Origin of the sequence: Cellvibrio japonicus Ueda107 (assembly GCF_000019225.1) — a bacterium.
In the GTDB taxonomy this organism is placed as follows: domain Bacteria; phylum Pseudomonadota; class Gammaproteobacteria; order Pseudomonadales; family Cellvibrionaceae; genus Cellvibrio; species Cellvibrio japonicus.
This window is the reverse complement of record NC_010995.1, coordinates 3,960,780-3,978,903: the sequence shown is the minus strand read 5'-3', so window position 1 is coordinate 3,978,903 and position 18,124 is coordinate 3,960,780. Positions and strand designations below refer to the sequence as shown.

The 18,124-nt window shown below is 48.5% G+C and carries 12 protein-coding genes; all 12 read left to right on the top strand.

Going from position 1 to position 18,124, the window contains the following annotated elements; all coding sequences use genetic code 11:
* Positions 1-156: 156 nt before the first annotated feature.
* The 12 genes from CJA_RS15995 (at position 157) to CJA_RS19550 (ending at position 17,888) form a co-directional block, all read left to right on the top strand.
* Positions 157-678, top strand: coding sequence for a hypothetical protein (locus CJA_RS15995; RefSeq protein ID WP_012488896.1), 522 nt, complete (start codon positions 157-159; stop codon positions 676-678).
* Positions 678-2,660 carry a mitotic spindle assembly checkpoint protein MAD1 gene (locus CJA_RS15990; RefSeq protein ID WP_012488895.1) on the top strand — a complete coding sequence of 661 codons (1,983 nt, stop codon included), beginning with the start codon at positions 678-680 and terminating at the stop codon, positions 2,658-2,660. The genes CJA_RS15995 and CJA_RS15990 overlap by 1 nt, the downstream gene beginning before the upstream one ends.
* The gene (locus tag CJA_RS15985) at positions 2,657-5,551 is read left to right on the top strand and encodes a tetratricopeptide repeat protein (protein ID WP_012488894.1); all 2,895 of its coding nucleotides are present in this window, start codon (positions 2,657-2,659) and stop codon (positions 5,549-5,551) included. Before CJA_RS15990 ends, CJA_RS15985 begins: the two co-directional genes overlap by 4 nt.
* Positions 5,538-6,272: a tetratricopeptide repeat protein gene (locus tag CJA_RS15980; protein ID WP_012488893.1), complete on the top strand. Its 735-nt coding sequence runs from the start codon at positions 5,538-5,540 to the stop codon at positions 6,270-6,272. The genes CJA_RS15985 and CJA_RS15980 overlap by 14 nt, the downstream gene beginning before the upstream one ends.
* Positions 6,262-6,612 (top strand): hypothetical protein, encoded by a 351-nt coding sequence (locus tag CJA_RS19555; RefSeq protein WP_012488892.1) that lies wholly within the window; start codon positions 6,262-6,264, stop codon positions 6,610-6,612. Before CJA_RS15980 ends, CJA_RS19555 begins: the two co-directional genes overlap by 11 nt.
* Before the next feature lie 47 nt (positions 6,613-6,659).
* Positions 6,660-7,340 (top strand): MotA/TolQ/ExbB proton channel family protein, encoded by a 681-nt coding sequence (locus CJA_RS15970; protein ID WP_041551659.1) that lies wholly within the window; start codon positions 6,660-6,662, stop codon positions 7,338-7,340.
* A gap of 56 nt (positions 7,341-7,396) precedes the next feature.
* Positions 7,397-7,942: an ExbD/TolR family protein gene (locus tag CJA_RS15965; RefSeq protein WP_012488890.1), complete on the top strand. Its 546-nt coding sequence runs from the start codon at positions 7,397-7,399 to the stop codon at positions 7,940-7,942.
* Entirely contained in the window at positions 7,939-8,460 is a 522-nt protein-coding gene (locus CJA_RS15960; protein ID WP_012488889.1) for an ExbD/TolR family protein, read from the top strand. The genes CJA_RS15965 and CJA_RS15960 overlap by 4 nt, the downstream gene beginning before the upstream one ends.
* Before the next feature lies 1 nt (position 8,461).
* Complete coding sequence (locus CJA_RS15955; RefSeq protein WP_012488888.1) at positions 8,462-9,433, top strand: AgmX/PglI C-terminal domain-containing protein; 972 nt, start codon at positions 8,462-8,464, stop codon at positions 9,431-9,433.
* A 201-nt stretch (positions 9,434-9,634) separates the two neighbouring features.
* On the top strand, positions 9,635-10,411 hold the full coding sequence (locus CJA_RS15950) for an RHS repeat protein (RefSeq protein ID WP_148208905.1): 777 nt from the start codon (positions 9,635-9,637) through the stop codon (positions 10,409-10,411).
* A 94-nt stretch (positions 10,412-10,505) separates the two neighbouring features.
* The gene (locus tag CJA_RS15945; RefSeq protein WP_041551656.1) at positions 10,506-17,252 is read left to right on the top strand and encodes an RHS repeat-associated core domain-containing protein; all 6,747 of its coding nucleotides are present in this window, start codon (positions 10,506-10,508) and stop codon (positions 17,250-17,252) included.
* Positions 17,253-17,294: 42 nt separating this feature from the next.
* The gene (locus CJA_RS19550) at positions 17,295-17,888 is read left to right on the top strand and encodes an SMI1/KNR4 family protein (RefSeq protein WP_187422472.1); all 594 of its coding nucleotides are present in this window, start codon (positions 17,295-17,297) and stop codon (positions 17,886-17,888) included.
* The last annotated feature ends 236 nt before the right edge of the window (positions 17,889-18,124 follow it).

Sequence of the window (18,124 nt, the reverse complement as noted above, 5' to 3'; positions counted from 1 at the left end):
ATTCTGGTTGATTCTTAATCCATCGCGTTCGAAAACATTTTTGATGACAGGTTAACTGTGCAGGCTGTCACATTTTGTGCCCGTTCCGGCTCCTAGAATTGGCACATTAATTGAGTATCCAAAGGGCTTTGAGCCGCCGAGTGAGAGGAAACAATAATGTCTGTTTTTGTGCGCAAGTTCTGGGCAAGCCTGATGCTCTTGCTGGCGGTTGCTGTTCCATCCGCTGCCCAGGACGAGGCGGTTGCACCCAAGGTGGAGGCGCTTAAGGAATCGGTGCTGACCCTCAATCGGGATCTGCTGATCCTTGAGGAGGAATTACTTTATCCCGCCAGCAGCCAGATTGCCGTTTATGTTTCCATGGATCTGGGCACGTATTTCACTCTCGATGCCATCAAACTGGAAATCAACAATAAATTGGTCGCCAGTGAGCTGTATACCGAAAAGCAAACCAGGGCTTTGTATCGCGGTGGTGTACAGCGGTTGTACATCGGCAACCTCAAAACCGGCGAGCATGAAATCAGTGCCTTCTTCACCGGTAAAGGGCCCCAGCAGGATTACAAGCGCGGTGCCAAGCTGGTTGTTACCAAGGGACAGGAACCGCTGGTTCTGGAATTGCGCATTGTGGACTCTACTGCACAGTTGCAACCTGTCTTTGATATCAAGCAATGGCAGATGTGATGCCCCCCCGCCTCCGTCAATTCTCTGCCTGCCGACTGTGCGCCGGTCGGATGGTGCGTATTGCCCTGGTATCACTTACCGGGTTGTGTGGTTTTCTCCCCGCCTTTGCCGATCAACCTAAGACTGCAGTTGCCGACCTGCGCTACGGTGTTGCGCTCTACCACTACTATCAACAGGATTACCTGGCTGCGCTCAGCGAATTGATGGTGGCCGATGCCAAAGAGGGGATTCAAGGCCACGGCGATAATCCCGAATTGATTGCCGGTGGTGTCAGCCTTGCCTTTGGGATGCAACGCCATGCCGAGCAGGTATTTCGTAGCATTCTGCAAGATGAGCGCCGTCCGCAATCTGTGCGTGATGCCGCCTGGTTTTATTTGGGCAAATTGCATTACTTGCACGGTGATTGGGACGCAGCCAGTGAAAGTTTCGCCCGTGTTAGTCGATCCTTTGATCCGGATTTGCGAGCGCAAATGGAATCATTACAAATCAGTATTGCTATCCATCAGCAAGTGTTCAGTGATTATTCCATCAAGCAGCTCAAACGGGATGAAAAAGGACAATGGCTTCCCTATGTGTATTACAACCTGGGGGCGGCCCATGCCCGCGCTGGCGACTTTAAACAGGCGCAGGCTTTTTTCCGTGAACTCTCACAGCAGGATGCCGGCAAAGGTGTTGCGGCCCAACGTGAGCATTGGGCGCTGCAGGACAAAGCCCATACTGCTATGGGATATTCCTATCTGGCACAGCAGAGTTATGCGGCGGCTATCCGCGAATTTACCCAGGTGCGACTCAATGGATCCTTTGCCAACCAGGCGTTGCTGGGGTATGGCTGGGCAGCCGTCGCCCAGGAGGAATATTCCAAAGCCCTGCAGCCCTGGCAGTTGCTGCGCACCCGCAGCCTGATTTATCCGGCGGTACAGGAATCCCTGTTGGCATTGCCGTTTGCCTATGAAAAACTGGACGCGCCCGGTGAGGCAATGGCTGCCTATCAACAGGCAGAAGTATTGCTGGAGCGTGAAATACAACTGGTGCGCGATATGCGCGCAACACTGACAGAAGAAGAATTGCTGACCTTGGTGGGTGGGGAGCCGCTCTCTGCGCAAGCCTTACAGGAATGGTCCAAACAATCGGTACAGGATGAGCCGGGAATTGTGGCCGCCGCAGTAACCGATGATGGCCAAAACTGGCTTCGATTAGACCAGACCAGCATTATCAAAACCCGCTCTGCCTATCTCGCTGAGTTATTTTCACAAAACCAATTTCAAACGGCGGTCTTGCAATTACGCGACTTGTTGCGCCTGCAAAAATTGCTGGAAGCCTGGCAGCCAAAACTGGATGTATACCGCGAGCTGCTGTTACAAAAACAGGCTGAACGCAATCGCCAGGAACGCCAATTAGCGAGTCAGCAATTAACACAAAAAGAGCAACAGCTGGGTGTGGCCCGAGATCAATTGCGGGCGCGGATAGAGGCCATTGAAAGCAGCGATGATTACATGGCCCTGGCCGATGATGACAGTCGCGAACTCTACCAATTGGTTATGCGTGGCGAGCAAACGATTAAACGCATGAATGCAGCCGGACAAGATGCCAGTGAAGCGGCGACACGCTTACGTATGTTCCGGGGGATTTTGTTGTGGCAGGCAGCACAGGAATTTCCGGGGCGCCTGGCAGATCTTAATGCCCGGCAACAACAGGCAGAGGTTACTTTGCAACAGCTGGCTGAAACCCGCGAGCGTATCCAGGCCATACTGGCAACCAGTCTGGATGTCCAGCCCATGTTAGTGCGTATCCAGCAATCAGAGCGGGAAAACAATGCTTTACTGGCGCGTACCCGCGATTTGATTCACGCCCAGGGAACCATCCTGCGCCAGCAGGTTGATGCGCAATTACTGGCCCATGAAAAGCGCCTCAATACCTATCTGGCGCAATCACATTTGGCTGTAGCCCGTCTGTATGACACCGAGTTGAGGAAGCAGCCGTGATCCCGTCGCGTTGTCCTCATGTATCCCGCATTCCTCTGGTACTGGTATTTGCCAGCTTGTTAAGTTGTACCGCGTGCAGCTGGTTCTCATCCAGTGATGATGGCCGTGGTCGCACCCTGGCAGACCTGCCGGAATCGCGTCTGCCGGATGTGAAAACCAAAGTGGATGTGGTCGATATCGACCGGATTGAACAAAGTTATCGGCGCGCCCTGGCGGCGGCAGAAGAGCCGCAGTTGCGCCAGCAAATTATGCAGCGCATTGCCGATCTGGAAATGATGCGCAGTGAGCGAGCGCAGCTCGATGCCACCGATGTACGTCGCTTTTATGACAAACCTGTCACCATGTATCGCGAGTTGCTGGAGCTGCAACGCAATAACCCGCAACCGGTGAAAGGTATAGAGGCGGATCAGTTGCGTTACAAGCTTGCCAAAGCCCTGTCGCTCGATGGGCGCAACGACGAAGCCGCACAAGTATTGGATCAATTGGCCGCCGCGGATACACAATCGCCTTTTTTGGCTGAGACACAATTTCGCCGCGCGGAAAAAGCCTTTTCTGAAGGTAATTACGCTGCCGCTGAGGCCGCTTATAGCGCTGCAATGACCAGTGGAGATAACCCGCAGCTAAAACAAAACGCGCTCTACATGAAAGGCTGGACCCAGTTCAAGCGCGGCGACTACGATCTGTCATTGCTCTCTTTTGCACAGGTGATGGATCAATTGTTAGGAAGCAGCGGTGCACCGGAGGCGATGGAGCAGGCGCTGATCGATTTGGGCGCGGCCAAAACCAATCTGGTGTCGGATACCCTGCGTGTTATGGGCTTGTCGCTTTCGTATCTGGAGGGCCCCAAGTCTATTACCGACCTGCAAGCCAAACTCGGTGGCAAGCGTCCTTACGAATACATGCTGTATCAGCAACTGGGACAGTTGTACCTCGAACAAAAACGCTTTACGGACAGTGCAGAAACCTATCAGCACTTTGTGCAGCATAATTCCGATTCGGATTTTGCCCCCAGCTTCAGTATTAAAACCATTGAGGTCTACCAACAGGGAAATTTTCCCAGCCTGATTCTCCCGGCGAAGCAGGAGTTTGTTCAGCGCTATGGTATCCGCAGCAATTTCTGGACGGCGCGCAAGGGCGTGATTGGCAGTATCGCCACGATGTATCTGCATCAATCCCTGCAGGAGCTGGCGCAATATGAGCACGCCCAGGCCCAGGGCCTGAAAGCGGCCAAGCCGGCGGATGCAGCAGCGGCCTATGCCCGCGCTGCCAACTGGTATCGCGAATTTGTGCAGACCTTTGAAAAAGATCCGCAAGCGGCTGAGATGACCTTTTTGCTGGCTGAATGTCTGAATGAAGCGGGGGATTTGCCGGGTGCGATGGAGGCCTTTGAGCGAGTTGCCTATGAGTACCGCGATCCGATCCGCGGTGCTGATGCGGCCTATGCCGCGGTACTCTTGCCGCAAACACTCATTAGTCGCGCGCAAGAGTTTCCCGATGCAAAGCTCATGGAGTGGCAGGAGCGAAAAATTGAAAATGCCTTGCGTTTTGCTGAGGTCTATAGCGCCGATACGCGCGCATTACCGGTCCTTGCTGATGCAGGCTCGGATCTGTTGGCGCAACAGCGTTTCAGCGAGGCCAGGATTGTGGCGGAGCGCGTTATTGCCTGGCAGCCGCCTGCCGATGGCAAGCTGTTGTTCAGTGCATGGCTGATACTGGGTCACAGTTTGTTTGAGCTGAAAGATTACAGCCAGGCGGAGCAGGCCTATACCCAGGTGCTTGCCTTGCATCCGGCCCATGGCAACAAGCCGGGCGCACCCAGTGCACAACAAGTGCGCGAGCGTATCGCTGCCAGTATCTATCGCCAGGCAGAGGCAAGCCTGGAGTTTGGCGATAAGGACACAGCCATCAGCCAGTTGCTGCGCATTACCCAGGTAACGCCCGATACCGATATCGCGATTAAGGCACAGTACGATGCCGGGCTTTACCTGATGGAACAGGAAAAGTGGTCGCAGGCAGAGAATGTATACCTCGGTTTCCGCCAAAAATATCCCCAGCACAGTCTGACGGCGACCCTGCCCGCCAAAATGGTATTGATCTACCAAAGCCAGGAAAAATGGCAGTTGGCCGCCGATGAACTGGTGGTGATGGAGCGCTCCAGCTCTGATCCGGAGGTCAAACGCCAATCGCTGTATATGGGTGCTGAGCTGTACGAAAAATCCGGTCGTCGCACCCAGGCGATCGAGCAATATCGTCGCTACGCTTTGGAGTATCCGCGTCCTTTCGCCAATAACCTGGAAGCGCAGCACAAGCTAACCGAGCTCTATCAAGCGACAGGTGAGCAGGATAAAAGGCTCTACTGGCTGCAAAAAATTATCGACTCCCATCGCTCGGCAGGCGCAGCCCAGACAGAGCGCTCGGCCTATCTGGCTGCCAGTGCCCAAATGGAGTTGGTTCAACCGTCACTGGATGAATTTAATCGTATTAAATTAACCCTGCCGATTAAAAACAGTTTGCAGCGTAAGCGCGCTGCGATGGAAAAGGCCCTGAAAGGCCAGGAGCAGGTGCTGGGCTATGGCATTGCGGAATTTACCACCCAGGCCAGTTTCCAGATCGGTGAAATCTACGCGCAACTGAGTCGCGACCTGATGGACTCCCAGCGCCCCAGGGAACTGGATGAGCTGGCGTTAGAACAGTATGACATCTTGCTGGAAGAGCAAGCCTATCCCTTTGAAGAAAAAGCGATTGAGATTCACCAGGCCAACGCCCAGCGCAGTTGGACAGGTACTTATGATACCTGGGTGAAGCGCAGTTTTGATGCGCTCGCCAAACTCTTGCCCGCCCGTTATAACAAGCAGGAATCGCGTCTGGAGGTGAGCAATGAAATCCATTAAGGCCCTCAGTGCGCTACTGTTGCTGGCGCTGTTGTTAGGTGCCTGTTCATCCACACCGGGTAACAAGCCATCGCGCACAAAAACGGCAGCAGACGAGGGGCCTGTCGCTGCGGCCGGTGCCAGTATTTTGCCGCCCGGCCCTGTGTTACCTAATCCCTATATGCACAATAAACCCGCATTAGGTCGTCAGCTTGTCCAGCGTTTCGAGCAGGCGACAAGCGCTATGCGCAACAAACAATGGGCGCAGGCAGAGACATTGTTACAGCAGGTTATTGCGGAAAATCCCAAGCTATCCGGTGCCTATTTGAATCTGGGATTTGTCTATCGCGCGCAAAATGATACTGCGCGCGCCGAACAGGCATTTACCCGGGCAATTGAAGTTAATCACACCAATCTTGATGCCTATAATGCCCTGGCGCTTTTGCAACGGGAGAAAGGGGAATTTGCGGCCGCAGAAAGCAATTACCGCAAAGCGTTGAGTGTGTGGCCCTGGCATCCGGAAAGCCACAAAAATATCGCCATCTTGTACGATCTCTACATGGGTAAGCAGCAGGAGGCCTTGCCCCATTACGAGGCTTACCAGCAATTGGTTGGCGATAATGATAAACAGGTGAATTCCTGGATTGCGGATTTGCAGCGTCGCCTTGGGATTACGCCAAAGCCTAAAGCGGCGCCGACAGTCGCCGAGCCTGTAGCGGAGGAGCCGGTGGATGAAAACTGATAGGCTTATTTTCCCAGGGCTGTTATCCATCATGCTGTCGGTCCCTGTGTTGGCACAGCCATCGTCAGCCTCATCGGCTGCGGCACAAGCGCCTGCAGCAGAGTCCTCCCCAAAAACGATTGACTCGGCAACGATTAACCTGCGCACCACAGTGACCGGAAACCAGGAACAGCCGCGCGTGCTGTATATCATGCCCTGGCAATCACCTGCGACGCCCGAGCTGGATATGGAAATGCTGGGTTCGCAACAGGATGCTGTGTTTGGCCATGTAGAGCGCGAAGAATTACTGCGCAATCTGGAAGCCGCTGGCGAACTGGATAGCGATAAATCGCCTGAGTAGGGCATCAATTTTTACATCACCATGAATATTTGTTGAGGCAACGTGTTATGGATACCTTGATTCGTTTTTTCCAAGACGGCGGCAGCTTTATGTACCCTATTGCCATTGTGCTGGTTGTGGGGATTGCGATTGCAATAGAGCGCTGGTTAGTGCTCACTGCCGCTAAAAGTGCTAACCGCCAGGCATTCAATCGCATCCTGCCGCTGTTGCATAAAAAAGATTACGCCGGGGTGATCAACCTGAGCAAATCCACGGGTGCACCCATTGCCCGAATTATTGCTGCAGGTGTGGTGCGCATGTCGCAATCACCGCGTCGCGATGATATTGAACTGGCGATGGAGGAAGGTGTTATGGAGGCCATGCCGCGCCTGGAAAAACGCACCGCTTACCTGGCCACCCTGGCCAACATTTCCACCCTGCTTGGGTTACTCGGTACCATTATTGGTTTGATTGCCGCCTTTACCGCTGTAGCCAATGCCGATCCGGCAGAAAAGGCAGCACTGTTGTCCTCCTCTATCGCGGTTGCGATGAATACTACCGCCTTTGGTTTGATTTCGGCGATTCCCCTGTTGTTAATCCATTCCATGCTGCAAAGTAAAACAACAGAAATTATCGACAGCCTGGAAATGGCCGGCGTGAAATGCCTGAATATCATCGCCCATGTACAAGAGGTGACTCCCCGTACCCGTACACAAGATACCGCTGCTAGCTCTGCACCCAAGCCATAAGTTCCCTGGGAAAGGTTGGGTTTACGCTCTGTAAATTGGTCAGAGGACTAGAAGTTATGCGTATTAAACGGCGATACAAAGAAGAGCAGGATCTCGACATCACCTCCTTTATGAATCTGATGATCATTCTGGTGCCGGTGTTGTTGATGAGCATGGTGCTCTCGCGCACGACAGTGCTGGATTTAAAACTGCCCGACCTGGCAGATTCCAGTACCCCGGCAACGGAAGAACCTCCCCAGCAGTTGGAGGTGATCATTCGTGCAGACAAGTTTGAGGTGAACTATCCGGCAGGCATTAAGCTGAAGTGGATAGAAAAAAACTCCGAGGGCGATTATGACTACAAAATGCTATCCAGTGTTTTGCAGGAAACCAAACGCCTGTTACAAGATAAGGGGGTGGATAAAAAAGATATCTACATCCTTTCCGAAAAAGACACAGACTACCAAACCCTGGTCAGCACTATGGATACGGCGCGCTCATTCAAAGCGGTGGTCGCCGCCAATGTGGTAAATGCAGAATTGTTTCCTGAAATTGCATTGGGCGATGCGCCTGCCCCCGGTGGTTCTACATCGGCAGTGGGTTCCGCGGGAGGTGTGCAATGAAACAATCCCTGCGTGCCAAACGCATGGCCAAGCATCACCGCCGCCTGAACCAGGTACCCAAGCTTAACCTGGTTTCGCTGATGGATATTTTCACCATCCTGGTATTTTTCCTATTGGTAAATTCCGGCGATGTCGAAGTATTGCAAACGGATAAAAGTATCAAGCTGCCCGCCTCCGTTTCCGACCAGCTCCCGGAAGATAACCTGGTGGTGTTGGTCAGCGCAACGGATGTCATTGTTGGCGGCCGCAGTGTGGGCAGTATCGCGGCATTGACAGCAGACACCGCCGATCAATTTGCTCCCCTGACGGAAGAGCTGAAATACCAGGCACAAAAGGCCGGCCCGCTAAAAGCCGATCAACAAATTACCGGGCGTCCGGTGACGATCATGGCGGATCAAAAAGTCCCCTACCATCTTTTGAAAAAAATCATGGCGACCTGTGCCGGGGCGGAATATCGCGATATCTCTTTGGCCGTTACCCAAAAAGAGGTAAGCGCCGATGAAGCAGGGGAGGGCTAGTATGGCGATGCTAATCATGCCCCAACTGGAATTGCCCTGGAGTTCATCGATTGATGATGATCGGCGCTACAACAAAATCCTGGGTATTTGCGCGGTTGTTATGTTAGTGGCCAGTGTGATTGTGACGCTGGTAGATCTGCCGGAAATTTCACGCGATGAAAAGGAAAAACTACCGCCACAGTTGGCGCGGGTCATCCTGGAAAAGCAGGAGTTACCTCCGCCCAAGCCGGTAGAGCCGCCCAAAGTGGAAGAGAAAAAGCCGGAGCCCAAACCAGTCGAAGAAAAAAAGCCTGAGCCAAAACCCGTCGAAAAACCCAGGGAGCCGGTTAAGCAGCCACCGAAAGAAGCCATCGAAAAAGCGCGTGAGCAGGCACAAAGTGCCGGTGTCATGCAATTTAAGGATGACTTGGCCGAAATGCGGGAGATGCTGCAAACCTCTGCAATCGAGACAGCGGCAACCACGGTGACTAACAGCACCGGCGAAGCAGCACAGGTTGATCGCAGCATGATTAACAGTGGTGCCAAGGTCGCCAGTGGCGGCATCAACAGCGCTGCCCTGAGCCGCGATACCGGCGGTACGGCATTGTCCGGTCGGGAAAATACCAAGGTCACCAGCACCCTGGCGGAATCTGCCAAGCAGGCGGCGCAGGCAAAACCGGGTAACAGCGATGGCGGTGGTGGCGCCGGGCGCAGCGAGGAAGAAATCCGTAAAATCATGGAGCAGCATAAAGGCGCTATCTATTCAATCTACAATCGCGCGCTGCGCCAAAATGCTGCGCTTCAGGGAAAAATGGTGGTCAAGATTGTCATCGATCCCAATGGCCGCATTGTCGAAGCCAGCCTGGTATCCAGCGAATTGGGCGATGCCGATTTGGAATCAAGAATCCTGAGCCGTATTAAATTGATTACCTTCCCCGCATCCAATGTAATACGCACAACGATCAACCAGACATTTGATTTCCTGCCGCAATAAGTGATAATTCACGCCCTTCCCGCAAGGACTCATGGTCCTTGTGGGAAGTTATTAGATCCTGTGTGGTTCCAATGGTAGTTATCAGTACTGATTTTTATCGGCTAGATAAGCCCTCTTTGAGTTAATTCAATATTGAGCTTTTTTATATTTAATAGAGTATTGAATATAAAAATGGAGCACCAGTTAAAAAATGGACAAAAAATGAAAAAATTGTATCCACTATTAATACTAAGTTTTACTTCTGCTTACCTTTCTGCAGCAGAATTTACACCGAACCGCTATGACGTTTATATCGGTGATTTGAATAATGATGGTTTTGCCGATTATTACTTCCATGGTAAAAACCAATTTGTACTCTTACACGGTGATGTAATAACGCCATTATTGATTGCCGGTACTCCCAGCTATTCTATCTATCGTGAGGGTAATGGTTATTCGCCTGCTGCTGCACTCAAGCTCACTGATGCTCAGTTAATGAATATGATTACTCTGGGTAAATTACGTTTAGCGACTGCTAGTAATAGTGGCCTGGGAATCTCGACGGATGTGCTGTATTGGCGTGATAACCTAAATGGCTTTACCAGTGTACTGTTGCGCGGTGCCGATAATTATGCCCCGGCTTTGTTATTGGCATCGGGGAGTGCTGATTTACCATTGGTTGCAGCGATATATGCATATGAAACAGGTAAGCCCAACTTTAGTGATCGTTCTTTTTCTTTCAGCCTGCAGGATGTTAATGCTGATGGCAGAGCTGATGTAGTGGTTAATGCGCAGGTGTATTTATCTAATTACAATGGCCTGCTAAGTGATAAACCATACAATTTAAATCAAGTGAGTGGGCCGGTAACGGAAAATTTTTTCTATGATGATCTTGGTCGTTTAATTCGCATGGAATCTTCAGATGGCGTAGTGCAATCCTATACATTGGATGCAGAGGATAATCGTCGCCAGTCAGGAGAAGTTAAAGGTGTTGATTAATTATTAATGTTGCAGGTAACTCCTGGTAGATAGGATATCCAAAAGCTGCTGTATGTGCATGGCAGATATATTTAAATAGTCATAATGAATTGGGATGGCGCACATGGTGTTGTCAAGTTATTTTGCTTTTCTGAAAAAAATCTGTTCTTTTTTAAAAGTTACAATGGGTGCGTTATTCCTGTTTGCGTTGTGTAGTGCAACATGGGCGGGTGGAGTCAAGTTGGGGCAAGGAAAACTGGTTTCTCTGGCAGAGGGGACTTTATTATATTCCTCACCAGGCAGTGCTAATCGGGGTGATTTCGGTCGAGCAGAAATTTCCCGAGATATTATTGCATTAGCAGATAGTATTGAGTTGATGGCAGAACGTAATAGTTCTGGCTTGGTTAATGCCAGTTATATTGCCCATGCTTATGCTTATGTGAAAAGTGAGATCGCACCGGAGTTCCGTTTTGGATTGAGTAAAGGAGGTTTTGGAGCATTACTGGATAAATCAGGAACACCTTTTGATCAAGCACAGTTGTTGCGTGATTTGCTGGCTGCAAAATCTATCAGTGCTAATTATGTATTGGGCAAGGCTACCTTGACCGGGGAACAGTTTCAGGTATGGACTGGGATTAATACGGCGCGTGAGGCATGCCGTTTATTGGCTAATGGCGGTATTCCGGCAGAGGTCAATGGTACATTCTCGGCAGATTGTGATTATGCCGGCGCTGTATCCAGTGTGGCATTTTTACATGTCTGGTTAAGTGTGAATGTTGCAGGAACAGTGCAACTGCTGGATCCATCATTTAAGAAAATGACCCATAAAAATCCACTGGATCTAGTGGCACTTACAAACTATAGCCGTTCAGCGTTAGCGATATCAGCTAAAAACAGTAATGGTTCCTGGAATATTTCCGGTCTTAATAATGCACTGAATGGAATTGCCCAGACTTATTATCAGAATGTAAAAAATAATTATCCGAATCAATCCAGTCTGGATGTGCTGGGGGGAAATACCATCACTGAAAAAATCGTTAATGCTACGGCCGGTGATTTGACTGGCCTTGCGTATTCTGGTCAGCAGATCAATTCTGTTGAGTCTATTCCTGATCGTTTGCGAACAAAGCTAACCCTTTCACAACTATCTACGCCCAACAATACTGTTTCGCCTAAAGTGTTCAATTTTTTTGCAGATGAAACTTATGGCGCTACGATTTCATTTGCACCGCCAGCTCATGCCAACGCTTACGATTATGACAATATCTATTGTCATATGGTGTTTGATGGCCTCACAGAGGTTCATCGCAGTTATCTACAATTTGCATCCATGGTTGTTGAGGTTAAGGTCGACCACCCTTACCTGTCTGCGAATGAGGCGGGAACGACCAGCAGCTATATGGATAACACCTCCAGGTTTTTACTCAATTGCAGGATGCCCAATACGCTCGTTCTCGGGCTTGGAAATGCGGGTAAGGCATTGGCTGAACGCCATCAACAACAAGCTAAAGAAACCCGTTATACCAGTAGCTTCGGTGCGGAGAATGGAAATCCTATCCTGTCAGATTTTGCAATGGGGTGGCAGCAGATCATACCTGTCGCCAGTGAGTATCTGTATGAACAAACACAACGTACGCAATTTGTTGCTGCGCTGGGTAAAGCCAATATTGAACATCATCATACAGTCGGTTTGGCATCAACGCTGGTCAAGATTGATAAGCCTGCAGGAGGTGTTGCCAGTGTTTCTCAGCAGTCACTGGAATTAAGCCTTGATGCGGCCATGAGTTATACGCCCAAAGAGCCAATTAATGTGTTGTATCCGGATGATATTCAAAATATTCCTCCCCAAGTAGTGAGTACCTCGGGTTGTACATGGAACCTGGTGCATTCACAGTCCGGTGTTGTGGCAGTTTATCAATTAAGTTGCTATGGAATCATAAAAACTATTACCTACAGCGGGTCAACACAAAACTGTAGTTTGACGGCTGGAGCAGGTTACAACGTTAGTGGCAACTGTAACAATTTTGTGGTGACCCAAAATACAACACTACAGGCGTCCCAGGCTTATCCCGCAAACCCAATTCGCTCCGGTGTTGGCCGGGCCTTGTCCTGGTTGCTGGCAAGCCTGGAGGGTGAGGTTACCCAACGTATTAATGGAGGTGTTGATGCTTATTCAACAACACATCGTTTTGCCTGGGGCGTAGCGAATGATGTTTCCTTCGGACAATACTCAGGGGGAGCAACTATTCCACGTCCGAATGTGACGATCTTTACTGCACCTGAGACCAGCGCAGGCACGACTATCAGTATTAATTTGGAGCAAAGCGGTGGGGTTATCGCCGATAAAATGGTTGAGGTTGCTACCGCCTATAAAAATAAAGGCTACAAAATTATTATGCCAGGCGTTGCCGTTATGGGACCAGGCGAGTTTGTATGGTCGAGATTTTACAACAGTTGTACAGGATGTGTAGCTGGTTATAACTACGTGGCTGACCTGGGTATGCAATACGGCAGTGCTATGTATGCCGAAAATAACCAAACCGGTGATTACGTTCACTATATGGTGGATTATTTCGGTATGAATCGCGGTGGAGGTTCCGGTACCCGTGCTGCACCAACCTTGGATGGCGGCAAATTGGAAGCCCCTAAACCCGATAGCCGTCAAAAGATAGAGCATGGAGTACAGAAGAATACTGGCGATGTTGCCTATAACTTTAATTCAATTATTTCTGTCGGGCCGGAATTTCCGTATGGGCTGTCGGCGGACATTGCCATCAAAACCAAACGAGGTGAGCCTGAGTTTACCGCCACCTTAACACCGGGTACGAATACTGGACTCTGGAAGCGTATTGAGCGTCAATTCGAAGTAACCAATGCCGGTAGTGCCAGCTTTGTGAGTGACAGTATTAATTTGCTGGGCAAGAGAACCCCTCTGGAAGCCTCCTATGCTGTTGCTGCAGTAATGGCACTGTTGGATATTAGCCACTCGGGCCGGCAAGACCTGCATGTGTTTAATGCACTTATTGCAAAATGGTTGGCAGATCAAGTACTGGAGAGTACCGTTAATATCAGCAGCCCTAATGGCTCTGATGAATATGTTCGTCATGCCGATGGTTATTTCTATGCCAAACCGGGCTCACCAGAGTCAGTGACTGTATCACTTACCCGGAATCTGGCGCCGTCGGGCGTAGGCCAAAGTTGTAATCTTAGTACATCCTCCCCGCCGAACCCGAATGATATTGAGTGGTTAAGATCGGGATATTCACGAATAATTATTGGTGATGTTGTTCGAACACTTAAGAATGGTGATAAGGAAAAATACAATGCACGTAGCTATGTGACCTCACGGTTTGATTGCTCAGCTAAAAATCCGTGGCATCCGCTTGTGCAATATTCTAATAATAAAGGGGTGGAGGTTAATTATACGTACAATGGTTTCAAACAATTAACAGCTATAAGCAATAATCTGGGGCGAACACTCTCATTTGTTCATGGTGGACATCCAGATACAGGCTACAACCTTACCATTAATAGTGGCTCTCGCAGTGCATCTGTCAGTGAGAACATCAGTGAAAACAGCATAGCTATAACCAAATCTGATGGAAAGCAGTGGATTGCAAAGCTGGCAAATCCTGCCCAGGCTGGCAAATTGATATTGCATGGCCAGGCATTGGAGGCGATCTATTCTCCGGAAGATACCGATAACCCAATTGTCCAATATCATTACAATAATTTGTGGCAAGTTACAGCCGTTGACTTGCGCAAAAATGAAAGTTCAAATTGGAATAATGCATATCGCTGGGGTGTGTTACCCGGTTATGCCAATATTGAAGTTGATATCGCTGACTCAAAAACTATCGATTATTTTGATAATACGGGGAATACCGTCTATCAAAAAGATGCCATGAATCACTTTACGGTGACTGCGCACGATAATACTCATCGTGCTGTAGATCGACGTATTTTCGAGTCTTCAGTAGCGCTACGAGCGATTAGTAACCTCGCACATCCATGGCCATCCGATCTGCCTGGATATACTGCTTATAATGGGAGTTTTTCGAAACGTGAGGTTTTCCAATATGACGCCAGCTCTAATATTACCAAAGAAATGTTGTACCCCAAGATTGGGGCGCCCGATGCAGATCAACCCTTAGTTATTAGTCGAACCTGGCAACCTGTTTACAACCTCCTGAAAACAGAAACCTTTCGTTATGCAGAGGGAACCACTTCTCAAGTATCGGTAACAAACCAGTACAATGTTACGACAGGTGTCCTGGAGCAATCGACGAATCATGCAACAGGTCTGACAACAAACTATGAAAACTACTGGATGGGGCTGCCTAAATTAATTAAAGAGAGCAGCGTCAGGCACATAGCGCTGACTTATGACAGCTATGGTAACCTCACCAATTATACCGTCCAAAAGCCAGACGGCTCTGGAAAGATTACAACAACGGCAGAATATAATGATGCCGTTTATGGAAACATCGGTAATGTCAGTAAGTTGACTGATCCAAATGGTAATGTCACCCGTGCGCAATACAATGCTGATCGAAGTTTGAAATTCCGCTGGGATGCACAAAATACCAAAACTACTTTTGGTTATACCCTGGGGGGACAGCTCAATTCTATTCTTGTGGATGGCAATGCGCGCACCAGTGAGGTTACAGCTGGTTACAATCCTTTGGGCTGGATGGTATGGCTAAAAGACGCTGATGGTGATACCCAATATTTTGATTACGATGCACGAGGATTACTGGAAAAAAGTACAGACCCCATGGGGCGGGCTAGGCGTTACGATTACAATCGTGCTGGCCAGCTTATTTGCCAGCGTGATGGTTGGGGTACAGGCTTGCAGCGTACCTATAAACATTTGCAATACAATGCTTTGGGGCTGGTGACTGCATACAACAGTGCAGATTCAGATCCTAATAGTGATTGCGTGTTGGATAACACAAACAAGCAGACAACGGTTCAATACAATGCCTATGGGCAGCTCTGGAAGACTACTTTCCCCAACGAATCTCCCCATGGTATTACCTACGAGCAATTTGAGTACTGGCCTGGCGGAGGTGTAAAAACCAAGGTTAATCGCCGTGGTGAAACGGTTAGCTATACCTATAAAAACTCGAATGCCAATCCTTCTCTGGTTGATGTCAAAACGGTGGGGGCTGGCAGTTCTTTATATACCGTCAATTACACCAGTTATGATGTGTTTGGTAAACCGACAGCCATTAGCCAAACAGGCCTGAATCCAAATACCTTAACCTTTACCTACGATTATGCAGATCGCGGTGTTACAGAGTCTAGCCAGAAAATTGGATCCTCTGGTGTGGTGCGTAAGGTTATTAATCGTTATGACGCTGCTGGCAATCGTAGCGAAATAGTTTGGCCCGATAATTACACAGTTAAATATGTATACGATGCATTAAATCGCATTGATCAGGTCAATGCCGGCTCGCTCAAACTGGCAGATTATGATTACGACGATCTGGGTAACCTTGATAAGGTTACCTACGGTAATGGCGCTGTATCGGATTATCAAATCCAGAAAGATGGTGATTTGGATTTTATCGAGCATAAATTTGTCGGTGGAAGTAATAATGTTAAATACACCTATAGTTTTAATACAGCGGCGCAACTCATCAGCACCTCGCTCAGTAATCGCAGTTTTCATTGGCGTGCACCGTCAACTACTGAAAAGTTATATGGTGTCAATAAGCTAAACCAATACACCAGTGTTGGTGGTGTTGCCTTTAATTATGACAAGGCTGGCAACCTGACAACTGGACAGCTGGGGACGTTCCAGTACGATGCGGAAAATCGCTTATTGCAAGCGAATATTGGTGCTGCTGGTCCACAGGGTGCATTGGTGGCAAATTATACGTACGATGCTAACGGACGCCGTACACAAAAAACGGTTGTTAAGGGAGGTGTTAGCACTATTACGGATTATTTGTCCGATGGCGATCACGAAATTGCGGAATATGCCGCCAACACCAGTACACCCAGTAAGCGGTTTATTTATGGAAAGAATGTAGATGAAATTATTGCCATGCAAGATGTGGCTGCCAATACCTATAGCTATGCCCACCGCAATCACCAAGGCTCGGTTATTGCGGTATCCAATGCCAGCGGGCAGGTTACATCGAATAATATTTACACCTATAGCCCTTATGGTGAGGTAAATAGTGCAGCAGGTTTTCCATTCCGTTATACCGGAAGGCGCTTAGATCCAGAGACTGGATTGTATTATTATCGTGCACGGTACTATGATCCCGGCTTAGGGCGTTTCTTGCAGACGGATCCTATCGGGTATAAAGATCAGATGAATCTTTATGCTTATGTGGGAAATGATCCGCTTAATAAGATCGACCCAACAGGAAAAAATGCAAAAAAACCATTTTTAAAAGAGGCTGCGAAAGAGCTTCGTAAAGAAGCAAAACGACAAATAAAAAATGCTAAAGCTCAGGGGCGCCGTGAAGCGTTAAAGCAGGAAAGACAACAACTCAAGGAGACTGGAGAGAGCAAATCCAATTTGTCGGATGATAGAAAGACAGAGCTTTTAGAAACTGGTAAGTTGAAAAATATGGATGGTCATCATGAGCCATCTGTTAGCTCAGGAAAAACTCTTGAAGAAAAGATTGACATTGCTAAAAATCCAGACAACATTACCTTCATGGAGAAAGCCGATCATCAGGCAAAACATGCCGAAAATGGCGGCACTCAAGTCCCTATTGGTGCTATAGCGCTTGGTGTTATCGCTGATGGACTGGACCTCCTTTCACAAATTCCCGATCCGACAATTATATTTTCGGTTCCTAAGGTTGGTTGTGCAGAGTTAAATTGTCCAAGCGAATAATTTAAAAGTGCTTGTTTTTTAAATGTCAAAAACAGGATTAATATGGATAAGATTTTTTTTAATGAGAAAATATTGGGCCCATTGAAAGGATGGGCTCATCTCGGTGAAACTCAAAATGATATGGGAACCCAATTAATTGGACACGCTCCCCATATAGCACCTAGAGCTTACGTTAATGTGGTTTATCCGCCATTGAATAATCGTGATTTTGATGAGCTTACTCAAATATTGGGTCGTGAAATTCCTGAACAGTTTAAAGCTTTTCTTTCTTTTGCTAATGGCTTAATGATTTTTTCGGGTTCGCTCCGTGTTATGGGGTACACACCTATCAAAAAAAAATCTAATGCAGATGTTTATGATTATCCATCCTCGGTAACCATTCCCAATGTAAGCGCTCGTATTAATGGTACTCAAGGAACTGATGTCGTTGTCGCGTGGTATAAATCAGATGGCTCTTATGTATTGTTAAATGAGGTGGGAAAAGCTATTCGCTTTTCTGCAAAGGATGGAGTTCATGTGATTAAGGAATGGCCAGATTTTGATACGTGGCTATCTTCAGAAATTGCTGTGTTAAATGAAAAATACAAAGCTGGTGAAATATCTGTATTTATTCCGTCGAAAATAAAGGGATCATAGCTTGTTCATTTAAAATCATATTCTCCAGCTAGTTCGCTACCCGGGGTTTTGTTTTTAAAAGGTGTGGTTTGTTCGTTACTCTGCCGTCAACACCAAACACCTTACTCCACAATAAATCCCCAGTTGGAAAATTGTCGTGGTGTGGGTGTAGCTATGAGTAAATGCATGATCGAAATGTGTTGACTTCATGGATATTTTTGCAGAACGGATGGGAGGGTATATGTCTTTAATTGAGA